The sequence below is a fragment of the Verrucosispora sp. WMMA2121 genome (assembly GCF_027460185.1).
Classification (GTDB): Bacteria; Actinomycetota; Actinomycetes; order Mycobacteriales; family Micromonosporaceae; genus Micromonospora; species Micromonospora palythoicola.
Genome location: NZ_JAPZBH010000006.1, coordinates 187,665 through 214,104 on the forward strand (window position 1 = coordinate 187,665; position 26,440 = coordinate 214,104).

23 protein-coding genes and 2 pseudogenes are annotated in these 26,440 nt (G+C 72.5%); 16 read left to right on the forward strand and 9 right to left on the reverse strand.

Going from position 1 to position 26,440, the window contains the following annotated elements:
• Positions 1–37 precede the first annotated feature (37 nt).
• Both O7605_RS09845 and O7605_RS09850 read left to right on the forward strand, forming a co-directional pair.
• Positions 38–250 carry a hypothetical protein gene (locus O7605_RS09845; protein ID WP_269738888.1) on the forward strand — a complete coding sequence of 71 codons (213 nt, stop codon included), beginning with the start codon at positions 38–40 and terminating at the stop codon, positions 248–250.
• 156 nt (positions 251–406) lie between these two features.
• Positions 407–781 carry a DUF6401 family natural product biosynthesis protein gene (locus O7605_RS09850; protein ID WP_269738889.1) on the forward strand — a complete coding sequence of 125 codons (375 nt, stop codon included), beginning with the start codon at positions 407–409 and terminating at the stop codon, positions 779–781.
• Between the two features lie 70 nt (positions 782–851).
• On the opposite strand, the gene O7605_RS09855 is transcribed toward O7605_RS09850, so the two are convergent.
• Positions 852–1,712 (reverse strand): mechanosensitive ion channel family protein, encoded by an 861-nt coding sequence (locus tag O7605_RS09855; RefSeq protein ID WP_269738890.1) that lies wholly within the window; start codon positions 1,710–1,712, stop codon positions 852–854.
• Positions 1,713–1,901: 189 nt separating this feature from the next.
• Here O7605_RS09855 and O7605_RS09860 point away from each other — a divergent pair, with 189 nt between their 5' ends.
• Positions 1,902–4,031, forward strand: a complete 2,130-nt coding sequence (locus O7605_RS09860; protein ID WP_269738891.1) for an ATP-binding SpoIIE family protein phosphatase — start codon at positions 1,902–1,904, stop codon at positions 4,029–4,031.
• Positions 4,032–4,158: 127 nt separating this feature from the next.
• Complete coding sequence (locus O7605_RS09865) at positions 4,159–5,439, forward strand: cation:proton antiporter (RefSeq protein ID WP_269738892.1); 1,281 nt, start codon at positions 4,159–4,161, stop codon at positions 5,437–5,439.
• 33 nt (positions 5,440–5,472) lie between these two features.
• Here the strand turns inward: O7605_RS09865 and O7605_RS09870 are convergent, their stop codons facing one another.
• Positions 5,473–6,414: an NAD(P)/FAD-dependent oxidoreductase gene (locus tag O7605_RS09870; protein WP_269742585.1), complete on the reverse strand. Its 942-nt coding sequence runs from the start codon at positions 6,412–6,414 to the stop codon at positions 5,473–5,475.
• Positions 6,415–6,597: 183 nt separating this feature from the next.
• Here O7605_RS09870 and O7605_RS09875 point away from each other — a divergent pair, with 183 nt between their 5' ends.
• A complete protein-coding gene (locus O7605_RS09875; protein ID WP_269738893.1) occupies positions 6,598–7,995 on the forward strand; it encodes a glycoside hydrolase family 6 protein in 1,398 nt (465 codons plus the stop codon).
• A gap of 160 nt (positions 7,996–8,155) precedes the next feature.
• Positions 8,156–8,743: a general stress protein gene (locus tag O7605_RS09880; protein ID WP_269738894.1), complete on the forward strand. Its 588-nt coding sequence runs from the start codon at positions 8,156–8,158 to the stop codon at positions 8,741–8,743.
• 54 nt (positions 8,744–8,797) lie between these two features.
• Here the strand turns inward: O7605_RS09880 and O7605_RS09885 are convergent, their stop codons facing one another.
• Positions 8,798–9,319: a GNAT family N-acetyltransferase gene (locus tag O7605_RS09885; RefSeq protein ID WP_269738895.1), complete on the reverse strand. Its 522-nt coding sequence runs from the start codon at positions 9,317–9,319 to the stop codon at positions 8,798–8,800.
• A 173-nt stretch (positions 9,320–9,492) separates the two neighbouring features.
• Between O7605_RS09885 and O7605_RS09890 the strand changes: the two genes are divergently transcribed.
• Positions 9,493–9,987 carry a MarR family winged helix-turn-helix transcriptional regulator gene (locus O7605_RS09890; protein WP_269738896.1) on the forward strand — a complete coding sequence of 165 codons (495 nt, stop codon included), beginning with the start codon at positions 9,493–9,495 and terminating at the stop codon, positions 9,985–9,987.
• A gap of 10 nt (positions 9,988–9,997) precedes the next feature.
• On the forward strand, positions 9,998–10,984 hold the full coding sequence (locus tag O7605_RS09895) for a pirin family protein (RefSeq protein WP_269738897.1): 987 nt from the start codon (positions 9,998–10,000) through the stop codon (positions 10,982–10,984).
• A 49-nt stretch (positions 10,985–11,033) separates the two neighbouring features.
• On the opposite strand, the gene O7605_RS09900 is transcribed toward O7605_RS09895, so the two are convergent.
• Complete coding sequence (locus O7605_RS09900) at positions 11,034–11,162, reverse strand: hypothetical protein (RefSeq protein WP_269738898.1); 129 nt, start codon at positions 11,160–11,162, stop codon at positions 11,034–11,036.
• A 122-nt stretch (positions 11,163–11,284) separates the two neighbouring features.
• Between O7605_RS09900 and O7605_RS09905 the strand changes: the two genes are divergently transcribed.
• The gene (locus O7605_RS09905; RefSeq protein WP_269742586.1) at positions 11,285–12,874 is read left to right on the forward strand and encodes a phospholipase D family protein; all 1,590 of its coding nucleotides are present in this window, start codon (positions 11,285–11,287) and stop codon (positions 12,872–12,874) included.
• Here O7605_RS09905 and O7605_RS09910 read toward each other — a convergent pair.
• Positions 12,823–13,557 carry a hypothetical protein gene (locus tag O7605_RS09910; protein ID WP_269738899.1) on the reverse strand — a complete coding sequence of 245 codons (735 nt, stop codon included), beginning with the start codon at positions 13,555–13,557 and terminating at the stop codon, positions 12,823–12,825. The two genes, O7605_RS09905 and O7605_RS09910, sit on opposite strands and share 52 nt — an antisense overlap.
• Before the next feature lie 392 nt (positions 13,558–13,949).
• Between O7605_RS09910 and O7605_RS09915 the strand changes: the two genes are divergently transcribed.
• Complete coding sequence (locus tag O7605_RS09915) at positions 13,950–14,774, forward strand: SigB/SigF/SigG family RNA polymerase sigma factor (protein WP_269738900.1); 825 nt, start codon at positions 13,950–13,952, stop codon at positions 14,772–14,774.
• A 60-nt stretch (positions 14,775–14,834) separates the two neighbouring features.
• Here O7605_RS09915 and O7605_RS09920 read toward each other — a convergent pair whose 3' ends face one another.
• Genes O7605_RS09920 through O7605_RS09930 form a run of 3 tightly spaced genes read right to left on the reverse strand, consistent with a single transcriptional unit; the run spans position 14,835 to position 17,612 of the window.
• Entirely contained in the window at positions 14,835–15,428 is a 594-nt protein-coding gene (locus O7605_RS09920; RefSeq protein ID WP_269738901.1) for a GNAT family N-acetyltransferase, read from the reverse strand.
• Positions 15,425–16,948 carry an APC family permease gene (locus O7605_RS09925; protein ID WP_269738902.1) on the reverse strand — a complete coding sequence of 508 codons (1,524 nt, stop codon included), beginning with the start codon at positions 16,946–16,948 and terminating at the stop codon, positions 15,425–15,427. The genes O7605_RS09920 and O7605_RS09925 overlap by 4 nt, the downstream gene beginning before the upstream one ends.
• Positions 16,949–16,985: 37 nt before the next feature.
• On the reverse strand, positions 16,986–17,612 hold the full coding sequence (locus O7605_RS09930; protein ID WP_269738903.1) for a GOLPH3/VPS74 family protein: 627 nt from the start codon (positions 17,610–17,612) through the stop codon (positions 16,986–16,988).
• Between the two features lie 141 nt (positions 17,613–17,753).
• Between O7605_RS09930 and O7605_RS09935 the strand changes: the two genes are divergently transcribed.
• From O7605_RS09935 to O7605_RS32100, 4 genes and pseudogenes are all read left to right on the forward strand, one after another.
• On the forward strand, positions 17,754–18,596 hold the full coding sequence (locus O7605_RS09935; protein WP_269738904.1) for a helix-turn-helix domain-containing protein: 843 nt from the start codon (positions 17,754–17,756) through the stop codon (positions 18,594–18,596).
• A 43-nt stretch (positions 18,597–18,639) separates the two neighbouring features.
• Positions 18,640–18,831 carry a DUF397 domain-containing protein gene (locus O7605_RS09940; protein WP_269738905.1) on the forward strand — a complete coding sequence of 64 codons (192 nt, stop codon included), beginning with the start codon at positions 18,640–18,642 and terminating at the stop codon, positions 18,829–18,831.
• Positions 18,832–19,500: 669 nt separating this feature from the next.
• A pseudogene (locus tag O7605_RS32095) lies at positions 19,501–21,036 on the forward strand (helicase-related protein); the annotation flags it as partial.
• A gap of 138 nt (positions 21,037–21,174) precedes the next feature.
• A pseudogene (locus tag O7605_RS32100) lies at positions 21,175–22,155 on the forward strand (ATP-dependent helicase C-terminal domain-containing protein); the annotation flags it as partial.
• A gap of 4 nt (positions 22,156–22,159) precedes the next feature.
• On the opposite strand, the gene O7605_RS09950 reads toward O7605_RS32100, so the two are convergent.
• Positions 22,160–22,888, reverse strand: a complete 729-nt coding sequence (locus tag O7605_RS09950) for a PP2C family protein-serine/threonine phosphatase (protein ID WP_269738906.1) — start codon at positions 22,886–22,888, stop codon at positions 22,160–22,162.
• A gap of 220 nt (positions 22,889–23,108) precedes the next feature.
• Between O7605_RS09950 and O7605_RS09955 the strand changes: the two genes are divergently transcribed.
• A complete protein-coding gene (locus O7605_RS09955; protein ID WP_269738907.1) occupies positions 23,109–25,718 on the forward strand; it encodes a glycoside hydrolase family 9 protein in 2,610 nt (869 codons plus the stop codon).
• A 162-nt stretch (positions 25,719–25,880) separates the two neighbouring features.
• On the forward strand, positions 25,881–26,411 hold the full coding sequence (locus O7605_RS09960) for a GNAT family N-acetyltransferase (protein WP_269738908.1): 531 nt from the start codon (positions 25,881–25,883) through the stop codon (positions 26,409–26,411).
• Positions 26,412–26,440 lie beyond the last annotated feature (29 nt).

Consider the following 26,440-nt stretch of genomic DNA (forward strand, 5'->3'; position numbering starts at 1 on the left):
TGACGGCAACGGCCCTGACGCGCGCAAGACTTTCGGAATGCATCAGGGCTCCGGCTTCCTCTCCACCCGTCAGCGCCGCCTGGCATGGCTCGGCTTCCTCCTCGCCGCCGTGCAGGCACCCGTCTCGGCCAGGCTGGTCGACGACAGCTCGTGGCTGTTCAGCCTCTGCGTCGCGCTGATGGTGGCAACCGTGATCATCGCCGACGACGCCGCGCGTCGCCGCCCGGCGGACGCCTCTTCCGCCGAGTAGGGCCTTCTGCTGCCGGTCGTGGCGGGGCGTCCGGTTCCCGCCGTCCGCCGCGCCCGACTCGATCCCCTCGGACATCCGGCGGACACCACCCGGTGCCGCCGGGACCGTCCGAGCGGCCGAGGTCGCGGCCCCGCCGGTTGGCTACATTCGTTCCTTATGCGCGTGTCGTCGAACCGGGTCGTCTCCCCCACCGCCGTCGACTGGGCGCGGTCCAGTCTGATGACCCTCGCCAACGCCGTGGGTCTCGACGGACTCGCCGCAGCCGCCGCCCGGCCGGGGTTGCTCGCCGCCGTGGACCAGCACGCCGCCGCGGTGCGTGACAGTCTGCACGGGGACCGGCGGCCGTTGAGCGCCGCCGCCCTCGCCGGGTACGCCGACGGCATGTGCGCCGCCGCCGAGGAGCACGGTTGGCAGCCGGCCGCCGCCCCGATCGACTGGGCCGAGGCGGACTGGGTGACGGTGCGCCTGCTCGCCGTCTGCGCGCTGACGGCCGCGCTGGACACGCCGGCCGCGCAGCCGCCACCGCTGTGACGTGCGGACGGGTGTCCGCCAGGCGGCGGACACCCGTCTCAACGCGACCCGCGACGCGAGCGTCCGACCGTCACGGACGGAACTGCTGGGTCTCGTCGCCGCTGTTGCCGGACTGGTAGGTACCCCGGCCGCCGGCCATCGAGGACTCCGATCCCCGCGAGGCCGGCTGGGCGGCACCGGGCCGGTCGGCCATCTGCCGCTGCATGTCACCGCGGCCGGCCTCGGCGCCCTGCCGCTGCTCACGGATCGCCCGCGATTCCTCGGCCGCTCGGGTGAGCCAGCCTTCCCAACGGTTCTGCATCGGCCGCACCAGACCGCCACCGACGCCGACGATCAGGATGCCGGCCACCGTGGCGAGCACCGCGATCAGCACGGGCTGGGTCACGGTGGTGGCGATACCCACCTGGTTCAGCGCCGCGATGACACCCAGGGCGAGGATGAAGATCGCCGTCACGTCGGCCAGGAACCGGCCGTACGACAGCCCACCGAGCGCCCCGGTGACGAGATCCCGCACCGCGTTGGCGATCGCGGCCGCCACCACCACGATGACGATCGCGACGAACGCCCGGGGCAGCCAGGCCACCACGCCCGCGATCAGATCGCTGATCGCGTTCGGTCCCCAGACGCCGAAGGCGAACTGAAGGGTGAACAGCAGCACCGCGTAGTACGCGAGCCGCGCCAGGATGTCGCTGGCGTCGTACCGCGTCCGCTCCAGCGCACGCTTGATACCGCCCCGTTCGACCCACCGGTCGAACCCCACCCGTTCCAGTACCGTGTCCACGATTTTGAGCACGGCTCTGGCGATGAGCCATCCGACCACGAGGATCGCGATGAACGCGATGGCCCGGGGCACGAACAGCAGCACCGACCTCCACATGTCGGCCGCGGCGTCACCGATGTCGACCTGCCTGGCCGCGAGGGTTTCCGGCATGATGTCCCTCCTGTCGCATGGATTGCCCGGCGCGCTTACCCCTTCCCCCGGTCGGCACGCCGCCACGGTCACCCCCTTTTTTCTGGACAGATCGCACCGGAATGGCTCTGACCTGCTCTGACGTCCCGGTCCGGCGCGCCCGGCCGATGATCCGGAACGTGGGTCGAGCGGGCGGACTAGGCTGCGCTCATGCCAGGAACGGTCGGGCGAGTACCCACGCCATCAGGCCCGCTGCCGGGCACGGCGGTGCCGGGCACGGCGGCCGTCGCCCGCCACCCCCGCTGGGGTGACACCGCGCTCGGTCCGTACGAGTCGTGGGATCCCGCCGTCCGCGCGACCGTCGAGGTGGTGCTCGCCTCCCCGGCTCCGATGGCCCTGCACCTCGGCGCGGACCTGCTGCTGCTGTACAACGACGCGTACGCCGACCTGATCGGCGACCGACATCCGGACGCCATGGGGCGGCCCCCCGCCGAGGTCTTCGCCGAGGTCTGGCAGCGCCCCGGTGTCGGTGACGTCGTCGAGCAGACCTACCGCACCGGGGTGCCGGTCCTGGACCGGGAGATCCCGCTCCCGCTGCAGTCCGCCTCCGTCGCGCTCGACCAACCCGTCTACACCCGCGCGTGCTCACCCGTACGGGACAGCCACGGCCGGGTCGTCGGCGTGCTGTCCGTGGTCGCCGAGACCAGCCCGGCGACCCGGCAGCTGCAGGGTCTCAGCGATTTCGCCGCGGCGCTGTCCGGCACGCTCACCCTGGACGACGTGGCCCGGGTCGCGCTGCGTTACGCGATCACCTCGTTCGACGCCGACCGGGTGTCGTTCGCGGTGGACGACGGGGGCGGCGGCACCGGGTGGCGGATGGTCCGGCGGGTCCGGGGCGAATTGGTGGACGAGGCGGACGAACGGTTGCCCCCACTGTGGCGACGCGGTCCCGCCGGCTGGTCGGCACCCGTGGTGGTCAGTGCCCGCACCGGCCAGGCCAGCTTCATCGACGACGGCCAGCCGCTGCACGAGATCGCGGCCGACCGGCACGACCAGAAGATCCGCGCCCTGGCGGCCGTACCGCTGCGGGCGTCGGTGGTTCGGGGAGCGCTGACCGTCGGCTACCGCTCGCCGCATCCGTGGTCGGCCGCGGAGCGGGCGCTGCTGGCGGCCTCGGCCGAGCTGGTCGGGCAGGCCACCGAGCGGGCCCGCCGCTTCGAGACCCAGCACGGCACCGCCCAACTGCTGCAACGGAGCATGCTGCCGGAGCACCTGCCGGTCCTGCCCCAGCTACGGATCGCCGCGCGCTACGACCCGGGGGTCGACGGCAACGCCGCCGGCGGTGACTTCTACGACGCGTTCTTGCTGCCCACCGGCGACCTGGGCGTGGTCCTCGGCGACGTCGCCGGCCACGACGTGCAGGCCGCCGCCCGGATGGGGCAGGTGCGTGCCGCGTTGCGGGCGCTGGCCCTCAACGATCCGCGCCCGGACCAGGTGCTCGCCGGGCTCGATCGGTTGGTGGGCAGTCTGGGCGCCGAGGCCGGCACGTACGAGCTGTTCGTCACCGTGACGTTCGGCGTCATCGACGTCGGCCGGAAGGAGCTGACCCTGGCCAGTGCCGGTCATCCCGCGCCACTGGTGCGTCGCTGTGCGCCGACGGGTGAGCCGCGGGCCGAGTACGTCGACGTGCCCTCGGGTGCTCCGTTGGGGGTCGGTTACCGGGCGGCGACGCGTACCGTCGCGTTCGTTCCCGGTGACACGCTGCTGCTGTTCAGCGACGGTGTGGTGGAGCGACGCCGGCACGGCCTGTCGGACGGCCTGGCCCGGCTGGCGGAGTCGGTGGCCGGTGCGCCCAGTGGCGACCCGAGGGCGTTGTGCGCGGTGGCTTCCGCGGCCGTGCCCGGCGCGACCGAGGACGACGTGGCCGTGCTCGCCGTCGAGTACGCGGTGCGGCCCAGCCGGTCGGCGCGGATGGAGGTGCCCGCCGAGCCGACCGCACCGAGCCGGGTGCGGCACTGGATGACCGCCCAGCTGACCGAGTGGGAGGTCGCGGAGTCGGTGATCGGCGCGGCGGTGCTGTGCACCAGCGAGCTGACCACCAACGCGCTGCTGCACGCCGGCACGGCGGCCCGGGTCGAGGTCGACCTCAGCCCCGAGCGGCTGCTCGTCTCGGTGGCCGACTCCGGCTCCCGGGGCACGGTGACCCGGGCCCGCACGGAGACCCTGAGCAGCCGGGGGCGCGGACTGGGCCTGATCGAGGAGCTGAGCGACGCCTGGGGCACCGACCCCACCGTCCGCGGCTCGACGGTCTGGTTCGAGATCCTGCTGCCACCCGCCTGAGGCGCCGGACCGAGGGCGTCGGCGCGGCGTCAGCCCCTGGGGCGGAATTCCGGATTACCGGAACGTCAGCCGGGGCACGTTGTGCGCCACCTGTCCGCGTGCCGCGGGCGTGGCGAGAGGCGGTCCGGTGGAGACGATCGACGTTGCGTTCGCGGTGCTCGGTGTGGCGGCCCTGCTCGCCGGCATCCTGCCACGGTTGCTGGAGCGGCGTCCGCTGTCCATGCCGCTGGCGTTCCTCGGCCTCGGGATGCTGATCTACCTGCTGCCCACCGGTCTGCCCGTGCCGGATCCCCTCACGCATCGGGATATCGCCACCCATCTCACCGAGATCTGCGTGATCGTCGCGCTGATGGGTGCCGGCCTGAAGATCGACCGACCGTTGAGCTGGGCGCGTTGGTCGTCGACGTGGCGGCTGCTCGCCGTGGCCATGCCGCTGTGCATCGCCGCCGTCGCCCTGCTCGGCTGGTGGTGGGCGGGTCTGGTGCCGGCCAGCGCGTTGCTGCTCGCCGCGGCGCTCGCGCCGACCGATCCGGTGCTCGCCAGTGACGTCCAGGTCGGCGAGCCCAACGCTGACGAGGATGCCGAGGACGAGGTTCGGTTCGCGCTCACCTCGGAGGCCGGGCTGAACGACGGCCTGGCCTTCCCGTTCGTCTACGCGGCGATCGCGATCGCGGGCGCCGGTCTCGCCCCCGGCGACTGGCTGGTCCGCTGGATCACGCTCGACGTGCTCTACAAGCTCACGGTCGGGCTGGCCGGTGGGCTCCTGATCGGGTGGCTGCTCGGCAAACTCTTCTTCCGGGCACCCAGCGAGCTGCGGCTGGCCCGGCACGCGGAGGGGTTCCTGGCGCTGGCCGCCACCTTCCTGGCGTACGGGCTGGTGGAGGTGGCCGGCGGCTACGGTTTCCTGGCGGTCTTCGTGGCCGCCCGCGCGATCCGGGCGGCGGAGCGCAACCACGAGTACCACGCGGTGCTGCACGACTTCGCCGAGCAGGTGGAACGGCTGCTCACGGTGCTGATGCTGCTGCTGCTGGGCGGCGCGGTGATCAGCGGGCTGCTGGCCGGTCTGACCTGGCCCGCCGCCCTGGTCGGTCTGGCCCTGGTGTTCGTGGTCCGACCGCTGGTCGGTTGGCTGGCGCTGCGCGGCGCTCCCGGTCGGCCCGCGGAGCACCTGGTGATCGCGGCCTTCGGCATCCGGGGCATCGGCTCGTTCTACTACCTGGCGTACGCCACCACCAAGGCGGACTTTCCTCAGGCGGAGCTGGTCTGGGCCACCGTCGCCCTGGTGGTGATCCTCTCGGTGGTGGTGCACGGAGTCGCGGCGACGCCGGTCATGCGGATGCTCGACGCGTCGGGCGAGCGCACCAGATCGGCGTCCCCGCCGGAGCGTTCCCCCGCCGTCGCCGCCTGAACGCCCGCCGGACGACGCGGGGCAGCCGGAGCGTCAGGCCAGTCGGCGGGCCAGGGCGCGGCCGAGGTCGCGGCCGGAGCGCCAGGCGGTCTGCACCCGGGGTCTGCCGAACGCGTCCCCGGCCAGCCCGATGCCGTCGTCGTCGAGGTGGAAGCCGGTGTCCGGGCCACCGCCGTCGGCCGGCTTGGCGTACGTCCACCGGTGCACGTGCACGAACTCCGCCCGGTCGGGCAGGGCGAGCAGGTCGCGTACGGCCGCCTCGATCTGCGGCGCGGCCGCGGTGGGCTGGGCCAGGTGTCCGGCGGCGAACCCCTCGGTGGTGTGCGCGACCAGGACCGCGGCGCCGTCACCGCGCCGGTCGCCGTCGTCGCAGACCAGGCTGAGCAGTGGATGATCATTGACGAAGGCGCCACCGAAGTCGGTCCACCGCCGGCACGGAAAACGCAGCATCGCCGCCAGCGTCGGCGACCACCGCTGCCGTCCCACGGCGTCGGTGGCCGGGACGAGTTCCGGGTCGAGCAGCAGCGCGGCCTGCGGCCCGGGCATCGCCAGCACGACCGCCGCGCAGTCCTCGCCGTCCACCGTCGGTCCCGGTCCGACACCCAGCACCAGCCGGTTGACCACCACGGGCAGGTCCCGGGCGAGATGTTCCACGAGTGAGCGCAGCCCACGCGGCGCCGACCACCGCATCGGTCCGGGCGCCGCGCGACGGCCGCCACCGTCGTACGCCACGAAGGTGTCGGTCCACTCGCGGGCCAGGCCGGCCGTCCGCCAGCCGCGCACCACCTCGGCGAACTCGGGGTCGCTCACGGTGAAGTAGGCGGCACCGAGATCGGCGGGGCGGCCGTCGAAGCGCCGGCTGGCCATCCGGCCACCGGCGACCCGTCCCCGTTCCCGGATCTGCACCGGCACCCCGGCGTCGCGCAGCTCCCGGGCGCAGGCCACACCGGCGATGCCGGCACCGATCACCACCACACCCGACGGTTCACCACGCATCCGGTGATCGTAGGACGGTACGTCTCGGCTTCGACGCCCGCCGGAACGGTAGTCGGTCGACTTGTTCCGGAAACTCTTCACAGGCCGGCAATAAGCCCGTACCTTGTCGGACATGTGGGAGCGCTTCCACGCACTTTCTTCGATGGGTACGAGGAGCAGACCATGAGAACCCGTAGCACGTTCGCTCTGGTCGGCGTCGTGGCGACGGCACTGACCGTGGCCGGCAGCGTCGGCGTGGGCGCGCTGCGCCCCGCGCCCGCCGCGGCCGCCGACTCCGCCTTCTACGTCGACCCGCAGACCAGCGCCGCCCGCTGGGTGGCGGCCAACCCGAACGACTCGAAGGCCGCCGTGATCCGGGACCGGATCGCCAGCGTGCCGCAACCCCGCTGGTACACCACCACCAACACCTCGACCGTACGCGCCGAGGTGGACTCCTTCGTCGGCGCCGCGGCCGCCGCCGGCAAGATCCCGATCCTGGTGGTCTACAACATCCCCAACCGCGACTGCAGCAACCACAGCGCGGGTGGGGCCCCGAACCACAGCGCCTACCGGCAGTGGGTGGACCAGGTCGCCGCCGGCCTCGGTGGCCGTCCGGCCAGCATCATCCTGGAGCCGGACGTGCTCCCCATCATGAGCAGCTGCATGAACGAGAGCCAGCAGGCCGAGGTGCGGGCCTCGATGGCGTACGCCGGCAAGGCGCTCAAGCGGGGCTCCTCCGCAGCCAAGGTCTACTTCGACATCGGCCACGGTGGCTGGCTCTCCGCCGGTGAGGCCGCCGCCCGGCTGAACGCCGCCGACGTCGCCAACAGCGCCGACGGCATCTCGGTCAACGTGTCGAACTACCGCCGCACCGCCGACGAGGTGTCGTACGCCAAGCAGATCATCGCGGCCACCGGCAACTCCCGGCTGAAGGCGGTCGTCGACACCAGCCGCAACGGCAACGGTCCGGCCGGCTCCGAGTGGTGCGACCCGCCGGGGCGGGCCATCGGCACCCCGAGCACCACCAACACCGGCGACTCCGCGATCGACGCGTTCCTCTGGGTGAAGTTGCCCGGCGAGGCGGACGGCTGCATCGCGGCGGCGGGTCAGTTCGTGCCGCAGCGGGCGTACGACCTGGCCATCGCGGCCGGTCCGGTACCGACCACGGCTCCGCCGACCACCACCCCGCCCACCAGCACCCCGCCCACCTCCACCCCGCCGACGTTCACCCCGCCGACCACGATCCCGCCGACCACCAACCCGCCCGGCGGTGGCTGCTCGGTGACGTTCACCCCGAACACGTGGACCGGTGGCTTCACCGCCGAGATCCGGGTGACCAACCGCGGCGCGGCGCTGAACGGCTGGAACCTGACGTTCAACGTCGCCTCCGGGGTACGGCTGAGCAACGGCTGGAACGGCGAGTGGAGCCAGTCCGGCAACCAGATCACGGTCCGCAACGCCCCCTGGAACGGCAGCCTGCCCAGCGGCGGCACGCTCAGCGTCGGTCTCCAGGGCACCTACACCGGCAGCAGCCTGGCCGCGCCGACCGGTTACACGCTGAACGGCACCGCCTGCGCCTGATAGCCCGACCCGTCCCGTGGCCCCCGGCACCGCCGCCCGTACGGCGGGGCCGGGGGCCGACCCTGTGCCTCCCGGGCAGCCGGGCTCGCGAGCCCGCGGCCACCTGGGCGTTACCGCTGCGCCGACGCGGGGTAGGCGACCGGTGACGAAGGAGGAGACCATGACCACACAGTCGAACCCCTCGGCCTGGCAGCCGGGCGTGACCGGCGGCGGCACCCTCCCGTCGGGCCCCGGCGGCCGTCCCGCCGCGCCCAGTGGCAACGGCCACGGGCCACCGACCGGCCCACCGACCGTGACGATCGGCGCGTTCGAGGACTATCCGAGCGCCCAGCGGGTGGTGGACCATCTCGCCGACAACCGGTTCCCGGTGGAACGCACCGCCATCGTCGGCACCGACCTGACCCTGGTGGAGACCGTGCTGGGTCGGCTCACCACCGCCCGCGCGGCACTTGTCGGCGCGGGTACGGGGGCCTGGTTCGGTCTGTTCATCGGCCTGCTGTTCGGCATCTTCACCGTCGGGAACTGGGTGGCGGTGATCCTCGCCGGCCTCGTCATCGGTGCGATCTGGGGTGCCGTCTTCGGTGCCGTCGCACACGCGATGACGGGCGGGCAGCGCGACTTCACCTCCGCCAGTTCACTGCGGGCCAACCGGTACGCGGTCACCGTGGAGGCCGACGTTGCCGACCAGGCCCGACAACTGCTCGGCCGGCTGAACCTGGGTGGACGCGCGCCGCAGACCGCAGGCTGACTCCGTCCGACACCACCGACCGGGCCGTCCCGCCTCAAGGGTGGGGCCGCCCGGTCAGTCGGTGGCGAGGCGGGCGTGCAGGTGCTCGTCGTAGCGGCGCCCGTCGCCGTAGCGGTGCGACTGCCGCAGCGTGCCCTCGGCCGCGAAGCCGGCCCGCTCGGCGACCCGGCAGGAGGCCGGGTTGGCCACCGCGTGGCACAGCTCGATCCGCTCCAGCCCGAGGTCGGTGAAGGCCCACCGGCTGAGCCGCACCACCGCCGCGGTGGCAACCCCGCGACCACGGGCGGCCGCGACCGTCCAGTAACCGATCGAGGCGTCGCCGGCGTGGATGCGGTGCAGCGACACCGAACCGAGCAGGATCTCCGGGTCGGCCGGATCGGCCGCCGCCAGCGACACGTGACCCCCGCCCGACCAGTCGGCCCGCCACCGTAGCCAGCGCAGCGCGGCGTCGAGATCGAGCGGGTCGCCCTGCGGGTTCCACTGCGCGATCGCCGGATCTCGCCAGGCTTCCAGAACGGCGGGTGCGTCCGCATCCCGCCAGGGGCGCAGCAGCAGGCCGGGAGCGGTCAGTTCCACGGCGGCAGAGTCTCACACCACCCGCGCCGACCGCGCACCGGACATCTCCCGGCGGTCCACCCGGTGCACTCCTTCAAAGCTTCACCATCGCCGCTCAGCGCTCCCACCCGTACCGCAGCCACCAAGATGGCGACCCCTTGTTCAAATTTTGAATAAGTGCTACCTTGGCGTACGTGACCGAGAGCCTGGACCGCGACCGCCTGACCGCCTGGCGGACCTACATCGAGGCCAGCCAGCGGTTGTTCACCCGACTCGAGGACGACCTACGTGCCGCCAGCGGGCTCAGCTTCGCCGACTACCACGTGCTGGTGCTGCTCGCCGAGGTTCCCGGGCACCGACTGCGGATGGGCGAGCTGGCCGACCGCCTGGTCTTCTCACCCAGCCGGCTGACCTATCAGGTCTCCTCCATGCAACGACGGGGCCTGGTCGCCCGCCAGCCGTGTCCGCGGGACGGGCGGGGCAGCGAGGCGGTGCTGACCGCCGCCGGGCTGCTGGCGCTGCGGGAGGCCGCGCCGCACCACCTACGCTCCGTGCGTACCCACCTGATGGACGACCTCGACGACACCGAGGTCGCCGCCCTGACCCGGATCTTCACCCGGCTCGGCCGACGACTGCGCCCGGCCGACGGCAGCGACGCCACCCTCGCCACCACCCCCGGCGACAACTGAAGGAGCCCCGATGCCCGCCATCACCGTCGACAACGTCCTCGTCCTGCCCCGGCTGCCGCGGCTCGACGAGTCCACCGCCTTCCGGCCGGTCCGCCGGCTGACCACCGCGCCCAGCGGCTTCGAGGGCGAGGGTTTCCCGGTGCGCAAGGCCTTCGCCGGGGTGCCGATGAGCGAGCTGGACCCGTTCATCATGCTCGACCAGATGGGCGAGGTGGACTACGCGCCCGGCGAGCCGAAGGGCACCTCCTGGCACCCGCACCGGGGCTTCGAGACCGTCACCTACATCATCGACGGCATCTTCGACCACCAGGACAGCCACGGTGGCGGCGGCACGATCACCAACGGCGACACCCAGTGGATGACCGCCGGCAGCGGCCTGCTGCACATCGAGGCCCCGCCGGAGCACCTGGTGGTCAGCGGTGGGCTGTTCCACGGCACCCAGCTGTGGGTCAACCTGCCCCGGGCGGCCAAGATGAGCCCACCGAAGTACCAGGACATCCGGGGCAACCAGGCCGCGCTGCTGACCACCCCCGACGGTGGGGCGCTGATCCGGGTGATCGCCGGTGAGATCGCCGGCAACCGGGGGCCCGGCTCCACCTACACCCCGATCACCGTCACCCACGTGACGGTCGAGCCGGGGGCGCAGGTGGATCTGCCCTGGCGGCCGGACTTCAACGCGCTGGTCTACGTGCTCGGCGGGCGCGGCACGGTCGGCGCCAACGGACGTGGCGTCCGCACCGGACAGCTGGCCGTGCACGGGCCGGGTGACGCGTTGCGGTTCAAGGCGAACGCCCGCCAGGACAGCCGCAACCAGACCTTCGACCTCTACATCATGGGCGGGCAGCCCATCCGGGAGCCGGTGGCGCACTACGGGCCGTTCGTGATGAACACCCGCGACGAGCTGATCCAGGCGTTCGAGGACTTCCAGGCCGGCCGGCTCGGCGTCGTCCCGGCACAGCGGCTGCCGCACACCGAGGGCCAGGGCGAGCGCCCCTGAGCGACCGTCGGACGCAGGGCGGCTCCGGTGTCGGGGCCGCCCGGCCGGCTCAGGAGACGGCGAAGATGCCGGCCAGGCCGAGCAGGACCATCACCAGTACGGTCAACAGCGCCCCCCGCTCGCCCTCCACCGCCTGCTCGCGGTGCTCGGTCACGGAGTTCGTCGGCTCGCCGGACATGCTTCGGCTCCTCCCTGCTCGGGGTGCGGGTCGGTCGCCAACAGCCAGCAGCCCACCAGCGTGCGAGCCCGACCACGGGTTCGTATGGTGAGGACGTGAACGACCTCTCTGAGGGCGGGAGCATGCCGCTGCAGGACTGGTTCCTCACCGCACCGGAACGCGCCAACCCGGTCTCTGAGTTACCCGTCTGGACCAGTGGAAACCTCGCCGAGCCGCTGATTCACGGTGCCGCGTACTTCGACCGGCTGGTCACCGAGGTCGACGGGCTGGGCGCCGGCGACCACCTCTTCTTCGCCGACTGGCGGGGTGATCCGGACGAGCGGCTCCGCCCGGACGGGCCGACGATCTCCCAGTTGTTCGCCCGGGCCGCCCAGCGCGGCGTGGTGGTCAAGGGACTGATCTGGCGGTCGCACCTCGACGTGCTGTCCTACAGCCACCAGGAGAACCGCAACCTCAGCGAGGCGATCTCGGCCGCCGGTGGCGAGGTGCTGCTCGACCAGCGGGTCCGGCGCGGTGGATCGCACCACCAGAAGCTGGTGGTGCTGCGCCGCCCGGCCGCCCCCGAGCAGGACATCGCCTTCGTCGGCGGCATCGACCTGTGCCACAGCCGCCGCGACGACGACGCGCACCACGGTGACCCGCAGGCGGTACGGATGGCCGCCGCGTACGGTGACCGTCCGCCCTGGCACGACGTGCAGCTGGCGCTGCGCGGGCCGGTGGTGGGCGCGCTGGACACCACGTTCCGCGAGCGGTGGACCGACCCGATGCCGCTGGACTCGGAGAATCCCCTCGCCTATCTGCGCGACCGGCTCCGCGGGGCGGATCTCACCGCCGGGCCGCTGCCGGACCAGCCCGCCGATCCGCCGCCCTGCGGGCCGCACCACGTCCAGGTGTTGCGCACCTATCCGGCGGTCCGGCCCCGGTACGCGTTCGCCCCGGACGGCGAACGCACGGTGGCTCGCGGCTACACCAAGGCGGTACGCCGGGCCCGTCGGCTGATCTACCTGGAGGACCAGTACCTCTGGTCCGCCGAGGTGGCCGAGCTCTTCGCCGCGGCGCTGCGCGACAATCCCGAGCTGCACCTGGTCGCGGTGGTGCCTCGCCATCCCGACGTGGACGGGCGGCTGGCCCTGCCACCGAACACGGTAGGTCGAGAGCAGGCGCTGGCCCTGTGCGAGCAGGCCGCGGCGGGGCGGGTGCACGTCTTCGACGCGGAGAACCACGCCGGCACCCCGGTCTACGTGCACGCCAAGGTGTGTGTGGTCGACGACGTCTGGGCCTGCGTCGGCAGCGACAACTTCAACCGGCGGTCCTGGACGCACGACAGCGAACTGTCCTGCGCCGTGCTGGACGACACCGCGGACGAGCGCTCCCCGCACGATCCGGCGGGTCAGGGTGACGGGGCCCGGTTGTTCGCCCGGGAGTTACGGCTACGCCTGCTCCGCGAGCACCTGGACCGCGATCCGGCCGGCGGCGACGACGCCGACCTGGTCGACCCGGACGACGCGGTCGCGGCGATCACCGCCGCCGCCGAGGCGTTGCAGCACTGGTACGACGGCGGCCAGGTGGGACCACGCCCACCCGGCCGGCTGCGACCGCACCGCGCCCGGCGCCTGCCCTGGTGGACGCGGGTCTGGGCGCTGCCCGCGTACCGCCTGGTCTACGACCCCGACGGCAGGCCGCTGCGGGCCCGCCGGTCGGGCACCTGGTAGCCCGGCGTCAGCTCGCCGAGGACCGTCAGCCCACCCGGGTACGCGAACGAGGAGCGCGGCGAGTAGTAGCCCCAGGCGATGGTGAGCGGGTTCTCCGGGCGCAACGCGTACACCGGGTGGTCCGGATCGAGAAACTCGACGGATTCGATCTCGAACGAGGTGGACGGTTCGGCGATCACCGGATAGATGCTGCTGACCAGTTGACCGTGCAACTCGGTCAGGTAGCGGTGGTGGCCGTTGTGCATGGCGTGTCCGGTGTCACCGACGCGAACCTGGGCTCGGATCACCGGCACGCCCTCGATGTCCGTCCCGGTGGCGATCGTGTCGCCCCGCTCGGTGATGGTGGTGCGACCCGGTACGGCCGGGGCACCCCGGGCCAGGGCGTAGTGGCGAACCCGCTCGCTCGAGGTGACGTAGTGGGTCCACCAGCCACCGGGGGTCACCCCGTCCGGGGCGTCCATCCCGACGAGCGTGACACCGAGATAGGTGAGCGAGTAGGAACCGAAGCCCGAGGTCTGGCTCTCGTCGTCCACCACGTACTGGTTCATGAAGACCTCACGGTCCGGGTGGGGCCGTAGCCCCGCGGGGACCAGCGCCGCCACCGCGTCCGGGTCCGCCGGCAGCCAGCTGAAGTACAGCGTCCGGCTGTTCACGACGAGGTGGGGAACGGCAGGATCGAGCACGGCACCTCCGGATCAGGGATGTACCCCGCGACGCTAAGCCCAGTCCCGTTCACGGGACAACGACGGATTGATGACACTCCGCTTGCGATCCCCGCCGGCATCGTCCGTTCCGGCAGCCCGACGTCCTCGTCCGGCCCGACCACGAGGGTCGCCCGGGCATCCGCGACTGGCCCGATCGGTCGATCTGGCCGCAGAATCACGGTCGTTCAACCCTCATCGACGCACCAGTGTGGGGCATTTAGCGGCTTTCATGCCTTGAAATCACTTAAGTACATCGTCCGTTCGGCTAGATTTCTAGGAGACGATCGGGCTAAGGTGACTCCCGAACGTACCAACGGAACCAACCAAAGCGTCACGTCTATATCCGCGGACGAGGTGCAGGGAGGACCACCATGACCGCGTCAACGATCACCGAATCGGCGACCACCCCGGCGACCCCGGCCCCGAAGCTCGACCCGCGGGCGCTCACCGACAGCGCCGCCGAGCTGCTGAACGCCATGGCCGCGCTGCCGGCCGGGCACCCGTCCCGAGCCGCGCTTCGCGACCGGGCGATCGAGGCCTGGTTGCCGCTGGCCAACCACCTCGCTCACCGCTACAGCGGGCGCGGCGAGCCCACCGACGATCTCGCGCAGACCGCCGCCGTCGGCCTCATCAAGGCCATCGACAAGTTCGACCCCTCCCGCGGGGTGGACTTCGCCGGATACGCGATCCCGACCATCATCGGCGAGCTGAAGCGGCACTTCCGCGACCGGACCTGGGACATCCGGGTGCCCCGCCGGCTGCAGGAGCTGCGGCTGGCCATCTCGGACGCCAACAGCTCACTGCTGCAGTCCCTGGGCCGGTCCCCGACCGTGGCCGACATCGCCGCCCACCTCAAGCTCACCGAGGAAGAGGTGCTGGAGGGCCTGGAGGGCGCCCGCGCGTACAACGCGGTGTCGCTGTCCACCCCGACCGGTGACGGCGACCGCGCGACCGAGCTGGGCGACATGCTCGGCGGTGAGGACAGCGAGTTCGAGCTGGCCGAGCTGCGGGTGGCGCTGGGCCCGGCGCTGGCCACGCTCGACGAGCGCGAGCAGAAGATCCTGACGCTGCGGTTCTACGGCAACCTGACGCAGTCGCAGATCGCGGAGCAGATCGGCGTGTCGCAGATGCACGTGTCCCGGCTGCTGGCCCGGGCCCTGACGAAGCTGCGGGGGCAGCTCGACGGCACGTACTAGGAGGGGGTGGCGATGGTGGCCGGGTCCGACGGACCCGGCCACCATCGTCTTCGCGCCACCTCAGCCGGCGACGGGATCCCGCCACATCGGCCAGAACGGCGTGCCGTCGGGTAGCCGGAACGGTTCGGCGACCCGGTAGCCGTGCCGCGCGTACAGGTCACGGCTGGTCTCGCTGCTCGCCTCCAGGTACGCCGGCATGCCGTTGGCGTCCAGCCAGGTGTGATGGTGACGCAGCAGTGCCGTGCCGACGCCCTGGCCCTGGCGGTCCGGACGCACCGCGAGCAGCGCCAGATGATGGTGGTCGGCGTGTGGATGGTTCGCCGCGAACAGCTCGTCCAGGTGCACGAAGTTCGGGGTCCACTCCCCGCACGCCAGGGCCAGCCGGGCGTCGTAGTCCTCCGGCGGCGGCAGTGGTTCACCGACCGACGGCAACCAGACGGCCACCCCGGCGCGGTCCTCGGTGCCGAACACCAGCCCGTGCCGGGTGGCGTGCTCGACGATGATCTCGAAGTTCCCGGCCAGCACCGACTCCCGCTTGGCCTCGTCCGGCACCAGCCAGCGGGGCTGGTCCAGCACCATGAACGCCTCGGCTATCCGGGCCGCGACCCAGCGGGTGTCGTCCGCGCCGAGCCGCCCGATCTCCGGCTCGCTCATCGCCGCACCTCCGCCGTCGGCACCGGCTCGGTGGCCGGCGGGGGAACCACCACGGCCGCCGCGCTCTCCGCGCCCAGGCCGATCCGGGCGTACGTGTCGGGACGCCGCCGCCGCAGCGACAGGCCCCACAGTCCGCCCAGCAGCGCCGCCACCGGGTAGGCCAGCGGGATCGCCCAGCGCAGCGGGGAGTCCGGCTCGACGCCGAGCAGGTTGGCGAAGTTCTGCACCGCCAGCACGATGATCGCGACGAGGGCGATCGCGGCGAGGCCGGGCGCGACCAGCCGCCGCCACAGCGTCTCCTGCTCACCACTGCGGGCGAAGTACGCGATGATCGCGACCGCGGTGGTCGCGATCAGCAACAGCACGCCGAAGCCGCCGCTGGTGCCCAGCCAGAAGAACAGCTGCAGGACCGGATCCCAGCCGTTGACCGCGTACAGGATGATCACCAGCAGGCCCAGCACGCTCTGTGCGATCGAGGCGGCCCGGGGTGCCCCGGTGGTCGGCGAGGTCCGCCCGAACACCGCCGGCAGCACCCGTTCCCGACCCAACGCGAAGGCGTAGCGCGCGGTGGTGTTGTGGAACGAGATCATGGCGGCCAGCACCGAGGTCAGGAAGAGTGCCTGCCCGATGGTCAGAACGGTGTCGCCCAGGTGCGCCCCGGCCAGGTTGAAGATCAGCTCGACGCTCTGGGTACCCGCCTCCTCGACGATCCGGTCCGGCCCGACCGCCACCGTCATGCTCCACGAGGAGAGCGCGTAGACCACCGCGATGATCGCCACAGACAGGTAGGTGGCCATCGGCACCGTACGCTTCGGGTCCTTGCTCTCCTCGCTGAAGACCACCGCCGCCTCGAAGCCGACGAAACCGAGGATCGCCAGCACCAGTACCGCGCCGAGCCCGGGCACGAAGAAGTTCTCCGGCGAGAACGCGGCGAAGCTCACGCTGCCGCCGGCCGGGTTGCCCAGCTGGCCGAGATCGAACACCACGATGATGGCGATCTCGGCGCAGAGCAGCGCCGCCAGCACCATGCCGTTGATGTCCACCCGGAGCAGGCCGAGCATCGCCACCAGCGCCCACGCCACCAGCGCCACGATCCACCACTGTGGCGTGATCCCGAACAGCCGGTCCAGCACCGGTGCCGCCGCCGCGCCGATCGTTCCGTAGAGCCCGACCTGGAGGGCGTTGTAGGCGATCAGCGCCACCCAGGCCGTACCCACACCGGCCGGGCGTCCGAGCCCCCGGGCCACGTACGCGTAGAAGGCGCCGGCGTTGGCCATCCGCCGGGCCATGGCCACGTAGCCGACGGAGAAGACGGCGAGCACCACGGCCACCGCCAGGAAGGCCAGCGGAATGCCGAGCACGCCGATGACCCCGTAGCCGGTGGTGACCACGCCGGCGACCACGGTCAGCGGCGCCGCCGCGGAGAGGACGAAGAAGATCACTGAGGGAACGCCGAGCCGGCCGCGGGCCAGCGCTTCGGAGACGTTGCTCGGTCGTTCGGTTGTCGCTGTCGAGGACATGTACCGCTCCGGTCTGAGGGGAAGGGGGTGTACCGGGTCAGGGGGCGCCGCGCAGCACCGCCGCACCAACGGCTGCCTCGGTGTGCGCCACGAGTTCCTTCAGCGGGTCCGGCAGGGCCGGGATGATCAGGTTGAGTCGGTGGTGTGCGCGCGGACCCGCGCTCCACAGCACCTCCCGGGTCAGGCCGGCGGCGGCGACCAGCCCGAGCAGCGTCGCGTCGGGAACGCTGGGCGGCTCTGCGCGCTCCAGCAGCGCCCGCAGCCGGGTGGCCGGCCAGGCCACGACGTTGAGATCGATCGGCTGGTAGGTGACGGTGGTCCGCAGCAGTCGCCGGCTCTCCTGCCGGCGCAGCACGCCGGCCCGGGACAGCCGCTCCCCCACCGCGGTCACCGAGGTCTGGGCGAGGAAGCTGAGCCAGGTACGCACCGACTGGTGCTGCGCCTCGCCGACCAGCTGGTCCAGCACCGTGTGGGCCAACGCGTCGGCCGGTGGCCGGCGGTCGATCACCGCGACCTGCCCCCCGGAGACGGTGATGTGTCCATAGAGGGTCAGTTCGCCGAGAAGCCCCCCGGCCAGCCCGAGACTGGTCGCCGCCGGGTGCAGCTTCGCCTTGCCCCGGGTGTCGTTGTGCGCGATCAGAAAGAACTCGTCGGCGGTGAGCACACGTCCTCCCGAGCCGGCCGTCCACAGTGATCGCTAACCGGGAAAGGATGCACCGAGCGCAACTGCAACGCAACTCCCGTTTTCGCCAGTTGCACTCTGTGGTGAAGCGACCTGCGCCTTTTCCCGTGACAGACTCGGAGGGTGACCGCGAGCCCCACCGTTCGACGCCGCCGTATCGCCCGGGAACTGCGCCAGTTGCGGGAGCGCGCCGGCATGACCCTGGACGTCGCCGCCCGGCAACTGGACATGTCCAAGAGCAACCTGTCGCGCATCGAGAACGCGCAGATCGGCATCAAGCCACGCGATGTCCGGGCCGCGCTCGCGCTGTACCAGGTCACCGGCAGCGACGCCGAGGCCCTCATCGAGATCGCCCGGGGTGCCCAGCAGCGCGGCTGGTGGCAGCACTACAGCGACGTGCTTCCGGAATGGTTCGAGTTCTACGTCGGACTGGAGGCCGAGGCCGCCACCCTGCGCACGTACGAGGCCGAGGCGGTGCCCGGCCTGTTGCAGACCGAGGCGTACGCCCGCGAGGTGTACCGGCTGACCGCCGGCGAGGAGGACCTCGATCGCAAGGTGGCCGCCCGGCTACGCCGGCAGGACGTGCTGCGCGGCGACGATCCGGTGGAGCTGTCGGTGGTGTTGAACGAGGCGGTACTGCTACGCCCTGTCAGCGATCGCACCGTCATGGCCGGCCAGATGACCCACCTGGAGACCCTCGCCCAACTACCCAACGTAACCCTCCAGGTACTTCCCTTCGACGCTGGCGGACATCCGGCGATGAACTCGCCGTACGTGCTCCTCACGTTCGCCGACGCGGCCGACGCGGCCGTTGTCTACCTGGAAAATCTCTCCACGGGCCTGGCACTGGAGGAGGTCGCGCAGGTGCGCTCGTATAGCCTTGTGCACGAGAGGCTGTGCAGTCTGGCACTCGATCCCGCGGCGTCTTTGATCCGCCTGAAGGAAGCTTCTCGTTACTTTACGTGACCGCTGCATCGCGGTCACTGTCGGTATCGACGGAGGGATCGCGATGACCGCGCTCGACCTGTCCCGGGCGGAGTGGCGCACCAGCACCCGCAGTGTGGGCAACGGCAACTGTGTCGAGGTGGCCACCGTCGACGGTGCGGTCGCGGTGCGGGACAGCAAGGACCGGCACGGCCCGGTGCTGACCTTCCCGCCGTCGGCCTGGCACGCCTTCGTCGCCAGCGTCCACACTCGCTGACCCCACCCACCGCCCGCCGGGCCCACACCGTCTGCCCGGCGCCGTCCCGCCCTGCGCCGCGCTTCCGGGTGGCGACCGAGGCCGGCGAGCGACTCACCCCTCACGGCGGCCGGTCCCCTGCCGCGCCGCCCCGCGCCGCCGCAGTCCACCGTCGGGCAAGACGACCAGGACCGACCCGTCACCAGTTGTGACCGAGGCAATGCACGCCGGAGGTTACCGTCCGCAACAGCCACGGCCACCAACCCACCTTCCACCCTCCGCCCTTTGCTCTGCTTCAACCCACGCAACCCCCTAGTGACCTGCTGAAATGCCCGGAACTGGGCAAGCTGGCCACCCGGTCAAACGACGCGGAGAGTGACCGTTGCGTGGGTTGAAGCAGAGCAAAGCAGTGAGGGAGGTTATGCCGGGCTCCGGCAGGCGGCTACGAAGTGTGACGGGCGTGCCTAGTCGACGGGCACCGACGCGTGCCGCCGGTGTACTCGGAAGACGCCGGGGGACCACTCAGCCAGGATGTCCTCAGGCTCGGGCCGGGAGGACGCTGACGCCGCCGGGCCGCCGGGCGACAGCTCGCTTCTACCGGGTGACATGACGTCGGCCGGGCGAGGGCCGGGCCAGAGGCGGGGGTGGGGCAAGGGCGCGGGTGGGGTATGGGCGGTGCGAGACTGGGCCGTGCTCTCCGACGTGCCCATCGACCTGCCGGTCCGGCCGGTGTTGCCGGCGCTGGTGGCGGCGCTGGGCTCGGCCGGCAGCGCGGTCCTGGTGGCCCCGCCGGGTACCGGCAAGACCAGCCTCGCCCCGCTCGCCGTGGCCGACGCGGTGGCCGGGCGGGTGATCGTCGCCCAGCCCCGTCGGGTGGCCGCCCGGGCCGCCGCCCGCCGGATGGCGGCACTGCTCGGCGAGCCGGTCGGTGGCCGGGTCGGCTACGCGGTCCGGGGTGAGCGACGGGCCGGACCGCGGACCCGGATCGAGGTGGTCACCACCGGGCTGCTGGTCCGCCGGTTGCACCACGATCCGGAGTTGGCCGGTGTCGACGCGGTGCTGCTCGACGAGATCCACGAACGTCAGCTCGACGCAGACCTGGCGCTCGCCTTCAGCGTCGAGTCCCGGGCCACCCTGCGGCCGGAGCTGTGGCTGCTGGCCATGTCGGCTACCCCGGAGGCGGACCGCTTCGCGGCCCTGCTCGGTGGTCCGGTGCCGGCACCGGTGGTTCGGGCCTCGTCGGCGCTGTATCCGGTGACCCGTGTCTGGGCACCACCGCCACGGCCGGTGACCCCGTCCGGCGCCGGCCCGGTGGACCGGGCACTGCTCGACCACGTCGCCGCCACCGTCCGGCGGGCGCTTGTCGAACAGGAGGGCGACCTGCTGGTCTTCCTGCCTGGCGTGGGCGAGATCGCCGCCGTCGCCGGCCGGCTCGCCGAGCTGGGCGACCGCGTCGACGTGCTGCGCCTGCACGGTCGGCAGAGCGGCGCCGAGCAGGACGCCGCCCTGCGGGCGGGACAGCGACGGCGGGTGGTGCTGGCCACGGCGGTGGCGGAGAGCAGCCTGACCGTGCCGGGCGTACGGACGGTGGTGGACGCGGGACTGTCCCGGGTGGCTCGGCTGGACCTGGCCCGAGGGCTGGGTGCCCTGGTCACCGTGCCGGTGTCCCGCGCGGCGGCGACCCAACGCGCCGGCCGCGCCGGTCGGGAGGCGCCCGGCCAGGTCTACCGCTGCTGGTCGCCCAGGGCGCACGAGCGGTTGCCCGCACAGCCGGAACCGGAGATCGCCACCGCCGACCTGACCGGCTTCGCCCTCGAACTCGCCGCCTGGGGCGCCCCCGGCGGGACCGGGCTCGCGCTGCCCGACCCGCCTCCGGCGGCGGCGATGACGGTGGCGTCCGAGACGCTGACCGCCCTCGGTGCGATCGACGCGAACGGCCGGATCACCGAGCGGGGCCGGGCCGTCGTCGCGGTCGGAGCGCATCCCCGGCTGGCCCGGGCGCTGCTCGACGGGGCCGACCGGGTCGGCGCCGACCGTGCGGCGCAGGTGGTGGCGCTGCTCAGCGAGCCGACCGTGGCCGGTCCCGGCGACGATCTCGGCGCCGCCTGGCGTCGGTTGCGCGCCGGCACCGACCCGGCCGCCACCGCCCGCTGGCGCGCGGAGGTGCGCCGGCTGCGCGCCGCGGCGGAACAGGCGCGCGACGGCCGCGTCGGCCCCGACGGCCAAGGGGAACGCGAGCCGACGAGCGGCGGGCGGTCGGACGCCGCACCGGCGAAGGAGGCGAACGACGCACGGACGGACGACAGGCGGGCGACGGGCGAGCGGACCGGCGACGGCCGGGTGGGCGGCGAGCGGAGGGCCTGGTTGCCCGACGAGCTTGCCGCCGGGTTGCTGGTCGGGTTGGCGTACCCGGAACGGTTGGCCCGGGTGCGGCGGCCGGGCGGCTCGGCGTACCTGATGAGTGGCGGAACCGCGGCGGAACTGGCGCCCGGGTCGGCGCTGGCGGGCGTCGACTGGTTGGCCGTCGCGGTGGCCGACCGCGCCCCCGGCGCGGCATCCGCCCGGGTCCGGCTGGCCGCCGTCGTCGACGAGGGGACCGCCCGCGAGGCGGCCGGCTCGCTGCTGCGTCGCGAGCGGGAGGTCGCCTGGTCGGACGGGGACGTGGTGGCCAGGGAGGTGCTCAGGCTGGGTGCCATCGGGCTGGTCGACCGTCCCCTGGCCCGGCCCGACCCGGACGAGATCGCCGCCGCGTTGCTGACCGGCCTGCACGACACCGGGCTCGACCTGCTGACCTGGACCCCGGCGGCCAGGACGCTACGTGAGCGGCTGGCCTTCTGCCGGTACGCGTTCGGCGACGACTGGCCCGACGTCTCCGACGAGGCGCTGCTGTCCGGTGCGCCGCGCTGGCTCGGACCGGAGCTGGCCGGTGCCCGGCGGCGGGCCGATCTGGCCCGCGTCGACGTGGTCGCTGCGCTACGCCGGCTGCTGCCCTGGGCGTTGGCGGGACGGCTGGACGACCTGGCGCCGGAGCGGATCGCGGTGCCCAGCGGTTCGCGGATCCGGGTCGACTACGCCGACCCGGCCGCGCCGGTGCTCGCGGTCCGGCTCCAGGAAACCTTCGGTTGGGCCGAGGCACCCCGGGTCGGTGGCGGGCGGGTGCCGGTGCTGCTGCACCTGCTCTCCCCCGCGGGCCGGCCGGTGGCGGTCACCGCCGACCTGGCCTCCTTCTGGCGCTCCGGCTACCGCCAGGTCCGCGCCGAGCTGCGCGGACGCTACCCGCGCCACCCCTGGCCGGAGGATCCGACCACGGCCACGCCGACCCGGCGGGCCGGACGGCGCTCCTGACTGCTCACGGCTCGTCGACCACGTCGGCGATGACGACGGTGATGTTGTCCGGGCCACCAGCCTGCAACGCCAGGTCGATGAGGCCGCGTGCGCAGGCCTCCCGCTCCCGCTGGCCGGCCAGCACCTCGGCCAGGGTGTCGGCCCGTACCACGTTCGACAGCCCGTCGCTGCACAGCAGCCAGCGGTCGCCGGCCCGAGGCACCATCGTCGCGTACGTCGGGGAGACCTCGTCGCCCTGCAACGCCTGGGTCACCACGGCGCGCCGGGGGTGGCTGCCGGCCTGGTCCGGGGTGATCAGGCCCTGGTCGACGAGCATCTGCACGAAGGTGTCGTCCCGGGTGATCTGCTTGAGCACACCGTCGCGGAACAGGTACGCCCGGGAGTCGCCCACGTGGGCCAGCGCCAGGCAGCTGCCCGTACGCGCGAACAGCAGCGCGGTCAGCGTGGTGCCCATGCCCTGCCGCTGGGGATCCTCGGCGACCGCCTGACGGATCCGCTCGGTGGCCAGCTTGATGCCGTTCTGCAAGGCGGCGACCAGCACGTCCTCCGGCGTCTCCAGGTCCAGCGGCGCGATCGCCCCGACGGCGATGGCGCTGGCCAGGTCCCCGGCGGCCATACCGCCCATGCCGTCGGCGACGGCGACCAGCCAGGTGCCGGAGTGCAGCGCGTCCTGGTTTCCGCTGCGGATCAGCCCACGGTCGCTCGCCCCGGCGGAACGCAGCTTCAGGGTCATGGCACGCAGCCTGCCAGGAGTAGGGCTCGGTTGTCTCTAGGAGATCAGGACCGCCCGGCGTGGCGCGGTGAATCTCACTGACGGTGAACGTGAATTCTCATCGGATGCGATCGATTGACATGTCCTGCCCACCCTGGAAACATGCCCGATACCTGGGAGCGCTCCCAGGTCACACCCCCACCTCGCCTGTTCCGTCCCGCTCGCCGGAAGGACTTCCCCCGTGACGCCATCCCGACGTCGTCTCGCGGTACTCGCCGCGGCGACCGCCGTGGTGCTGGTCGGCGTTAGTGCCGGCACCGCTTTCGCCGATCCACCCGCTGACGCACCCGAACAGATCCGCAACGGCGACTTCAGCGACGGCTCGTCGCCCTGGTTCTCCTACGGCACCAACACGCTCGGGGTGGTCGACGGCCAGCTCTGCGCCACCGTGGCCGCTGGCCTGGCCAACCCCTGGGATGCCGGCATCGGCCACGACGCGCTGCCGTTGGTCGCCGGTGCCGAGTACACCCTCGGCTTCGACGTCACCTCCACCCCCGGTGGCCCGGTGGCCGCCGTGCTGCAACTCGGCAGCGAGCCCTACACCGGCTACTACTCGGTCACCGCCGCCGCGACCCCGACCCAGCAGCGCGTCGAGCGCACCTTCGTCGCCCCCACCGACGACAGCCGCGCCCAGCTGATCTTCCAGATCGGCGGCAGCGCCGAGGCGCGGACCGTCTGCCTGGACAACATCTCGCTGCGCGGCGGCAACCCGCCCGAGCCGTACGTGCCGGACACCGGCCCCCGGGTCCGGGTGAACCAGGTCGGTTACCTGCCCGGCGGGCCGAAGAACGCCACGGTGGTGACCGACGCCACCGAGGCGCTGCCCTGGGAGCTGCACTCCGCGTCCGGAGCCGTGCTGGCCAGCGGCACCACCACGCCGCGCGGGGTCGACGAGGCGTCGGCGCAGAACGTGCACTCGGTGGACTTCTCGTCGTACCGCACCCCGGGTCAGGGGCTGACGCTGGCCGTGGACGGCGAGGTCAGCCACCCGTTCGACATCTCCGGCACGCTCTACGACCAGTTGCGGTCGGACGCCCTGCAGTTCTTCTACATCCAGCGCAGCGGTATCGAGATCGACGGTGACCTGGTCGGCGAGGAGTACGCCCGACCCGCCGGCCACCTCGGCGTCGCGCCGAACCAGGGCGACACCGACGTGCCCTGCGTCGCCGACTCCTGCGACTACCGGCTCGACGTACGCGGCGGCTGGTACGACGCGGGCGACCACGGCAAGTACGTGGTCAACGGCGGCATTGCCACCTACCAGCTGCTGAGCACCTTCGAGCGGACCAAGAACGCCGCCACCGCCGGATTCGGCGCCGACCTCGGCGACGGGACGCTGCGGCTGCCCGAGCGGGACAACGGGGTGCCGGACATCCTCGACGAGGCCCGCTGGGAGCTGGAGTTCCTGCTGCGGATGCAGGTACCGGCCGGCAAGCCGCTGGCCGGGATGGCCCACCACAAGATCCACGACCGGAACTGGACCGGCCTGCCGATGCAGCCCGAGGACGACCCGGAGCCGCGTGAGCTGCACCCGCCGTCCACCGCCGCCACGCTGAACCTGGCCGCCGTCGCCGCTCAGTGCGCCCGGCTGTTCGCCCCGTACGACAAGGAGTTCGCGCAGCGCTGCGGCAGCGCGGCGAAGACCGCGTACGCGGCGGCCAAGGCCAACCCGGCCCGGTACGCGCCGGCGACCGGTAACGGCGGTGGCCCGTACGACGACACCAACGTCACCGACGAGTTCTACTGGGCGGCCGCCGAGCTGTACCTGACCACCGGCGAGCGCACCTACCTGACCGACCTGACCGCCTCGCCGCACCACACCGGCGACGTCTTCGACGCCCGTGGCTTCGGCTGGCAGAGCGTGGCCGCGCTGGGCCGCCTCGACCTCGCCACCGTGCCGAACGGGCTGCCGGCCGCCGAGCGGACCCGGATCCGCGAGTCGGTCATCGCCGCCGCCGACAACTACCTCGCCGAGATCCGTCGGCAGGCGTACGGGCTGCCCATGCCGGGCGACCCGAACAGCTACTTCTGGGGCGGCAACGGCGCCATCATCAACAACGCGGTCGTGCTGGCCACGGCGTTCGACCTGACCGGAGCGGCGAAGTACCGCGACGGCGCGGTGCAGACGATGGACTACATCCTCGGCCGCAACGCGCTGAACATCTCGTACGTGACCGGGTGGGGCGAGCACGCGGCGGAGAACCAGCACAGCCGGATCTTCGGCTTCCAGCTCGACCCGAGCATGCCGAAGCCGCCGGCCGGTTCGATCGCCGGCGGTCCGAACGCCGCGCTCCAGGACCCGTTCGTGGAGCAGCTGCTCGAGGGCTGCGCACCGATGTTCTGCTACGTCGACGACATCGCGTCGTACTCCACGAACGAGGTGGCGATCAACTGGAACTCGGCGCTGGCCTGGATCTCCTCGTTCCTGGCGGACCAGGGCGATTCAGCCGCCGTACCGGCACCCACCTGCACGGTGTCGTACACCAACTACGGCTCGTGGCAGGGCGGCACCGGCTTCACCGCCCAGGTGAACATCCGCAACACCGGCACCGCCGCGGTGAACGGCTGGACCGCCCGGTTCGCCTTCACCGGCGACGCCAAGGTGCGCGAGGCGTGGATGGCCAAGGTGACGCAGTCCGGAGCCACGGTGACCGCGAAGAGCGAGTCGTACAACTCGCGGATCAACCCGGGTGCCTCGGTGATGTTCGGATTCAACGCCACCACCGGCGGCGGCGCGAACCCGTCGCCCAACCTGGTCACGGTCAACGGCGCGCCCTGCACCGTGTCCTGATCCCCGGGTGGGGTGCCGTCGGCGACCGGCGCCCCACCCGGCCCCCGTCCCGCCCGCAGTGATCAAGAAGTTCTGGTCCGGATTCCTGACGAATCCGGACCAGAACTTCTTGGTCGTCGGGCACGGGTGGCGGGGTCGGCGTCGTACGGCAGGATCGGGGGCGTGAATGACGACCATGGGACGACGGTGCGGGCCGGCGGGCCGGCGGACGCGGCGGAGGTGCTGCGGCTGCTCGACGACGCCACCGCCTGGCTGGTGGCGCGAGGTCGGACCGGGCAGTGGGGCACCGGGCCCGCCTCGACGGATCCCCGCCGCATAGCCCAGGCCGACGCGTGGGCCACCGGCGGCGGACTGTGGCTGGCCGAGCTGGACGGACGTCCGGTCGGTGCACTGGTGGTGGGGACCGCCACGGAGTACGTGCCGCCCGCGACCGAACCGGAGCTGTACGTCAACCTGCTGGTCACCGACCGGGCGTACGCCGGGCGGGGTATCGGTGGGCGGCTGCTGGCGCACGCCGCCGACCTGGCCCGGCACCGCGGCGTCGGGCTACTGCGGGTGGACTGCTACGCCGGCGACGACGGCGCGCTCGTGCGCTGGTACGAACGCCAAGGCTTCACCCCCACCACCCCCTTCACCGTCCCCCGCCCCCACCACCCACCCTGGCCCGGCCAAGTCCTCACCCGCCCCCTCTAGCCCGCCCACCGTGGGGTGGGGTGGGTGGG

Coding starts and splice junctions, on each gene's coding strand:
- O7605_RS09850 (WP_269738889.1), top strand. CDS start 407: ATGCGCGTGTCGTCGAACCGGGTCGTCTCCCCCACCGCCGTCGACTGG.
- O7605_RS09900 (WP_269738898.1), bottom strand. CDS start 11,162: ATGTCCGGCGAGCCGACGAACTCCGTGACCGAGCACCGCGAGCAGGCG.
- O7605_RS09895 (WP_269738897.1), top strand. CDS start 9,998: ATGCCCGCCATCACCGTCGACAACGTCCTCGTCCTGCCCCGGCTGCCG.
- O7605_RS09915 (WP_269738900.1), top strand. CDS start 13,950: ATGACCGCGTCAACGATCACCGAATCGGCGACCACCCCGGCGACCCCG.
- O7605_RS09880 (WP_269738894.1), top strand. CDS start 8,156: ATGACCACACAGTCGAACCCCTCGGCCTGGCAGCCGGGCGTGACCGGC.
- O7605_RS09950 (WP_269738906.1), bottom strand. CDS start 22,888: ATGACCCTGAAGCTGCGTTCCGCCGGGGCGAGCGACCGTGGGCTGATC.
- O7605_RS09860 (WP_269738891.1), top strand. CDS start 1,902: ATGCCAGGAACGGTCGGGCGAGTACCCACGCCATCAGGCCCGCTGCCG.
- O7605_RS09940 (WP_269738905.1), top strand. CDS start 18,640: ATGACCGCGCTCGACCTGTCCCGGGCGGAGTGGCGCACCAGCACCCGC.
- O7605_RS09920 (WP_269738901.1), bottom strand. CDS start 15,428: ATGAGCGAGCCGGAGATCGGGCGGCTCGGCGCGGACGACACCCGCTGG.
- O7605_RS09845 (WP_269738888.1), top strand. CDS start 38: ATGCATCAGGGCTCCGGCTTCCTCTCCACCCGTCAGCGCCGCCTGGCA.
- O7605_RS09925 (WP_269738902.1), bottom strand. CDS start 16,948: ATGTCCTCGACAGCGACAACCGAACGACCGAGCAACGTCTCCGAAGCG.
- O7605_RS09905 (WP_269742586.1), top strand. CDS start 11,285: ATGCCGCTGCAGGACTGGTTCCTCACCGCACCGGAACGCGCCAACCCG.
- O7605_RS09875 (WP_269738893.1), top strand. CDS start 6,598: ATGAGAACCCGTAGCACGTTCGCTCTGGTCGGCGTCGTGGCGACGGCA.
- O7605_RS09855 (WP_269738890.1), bottom strand. CDS start 1,712: ATGCCGGAAACCCTCGCGGCCAGGCAGGTCGACATCGGTGACGCCGCG.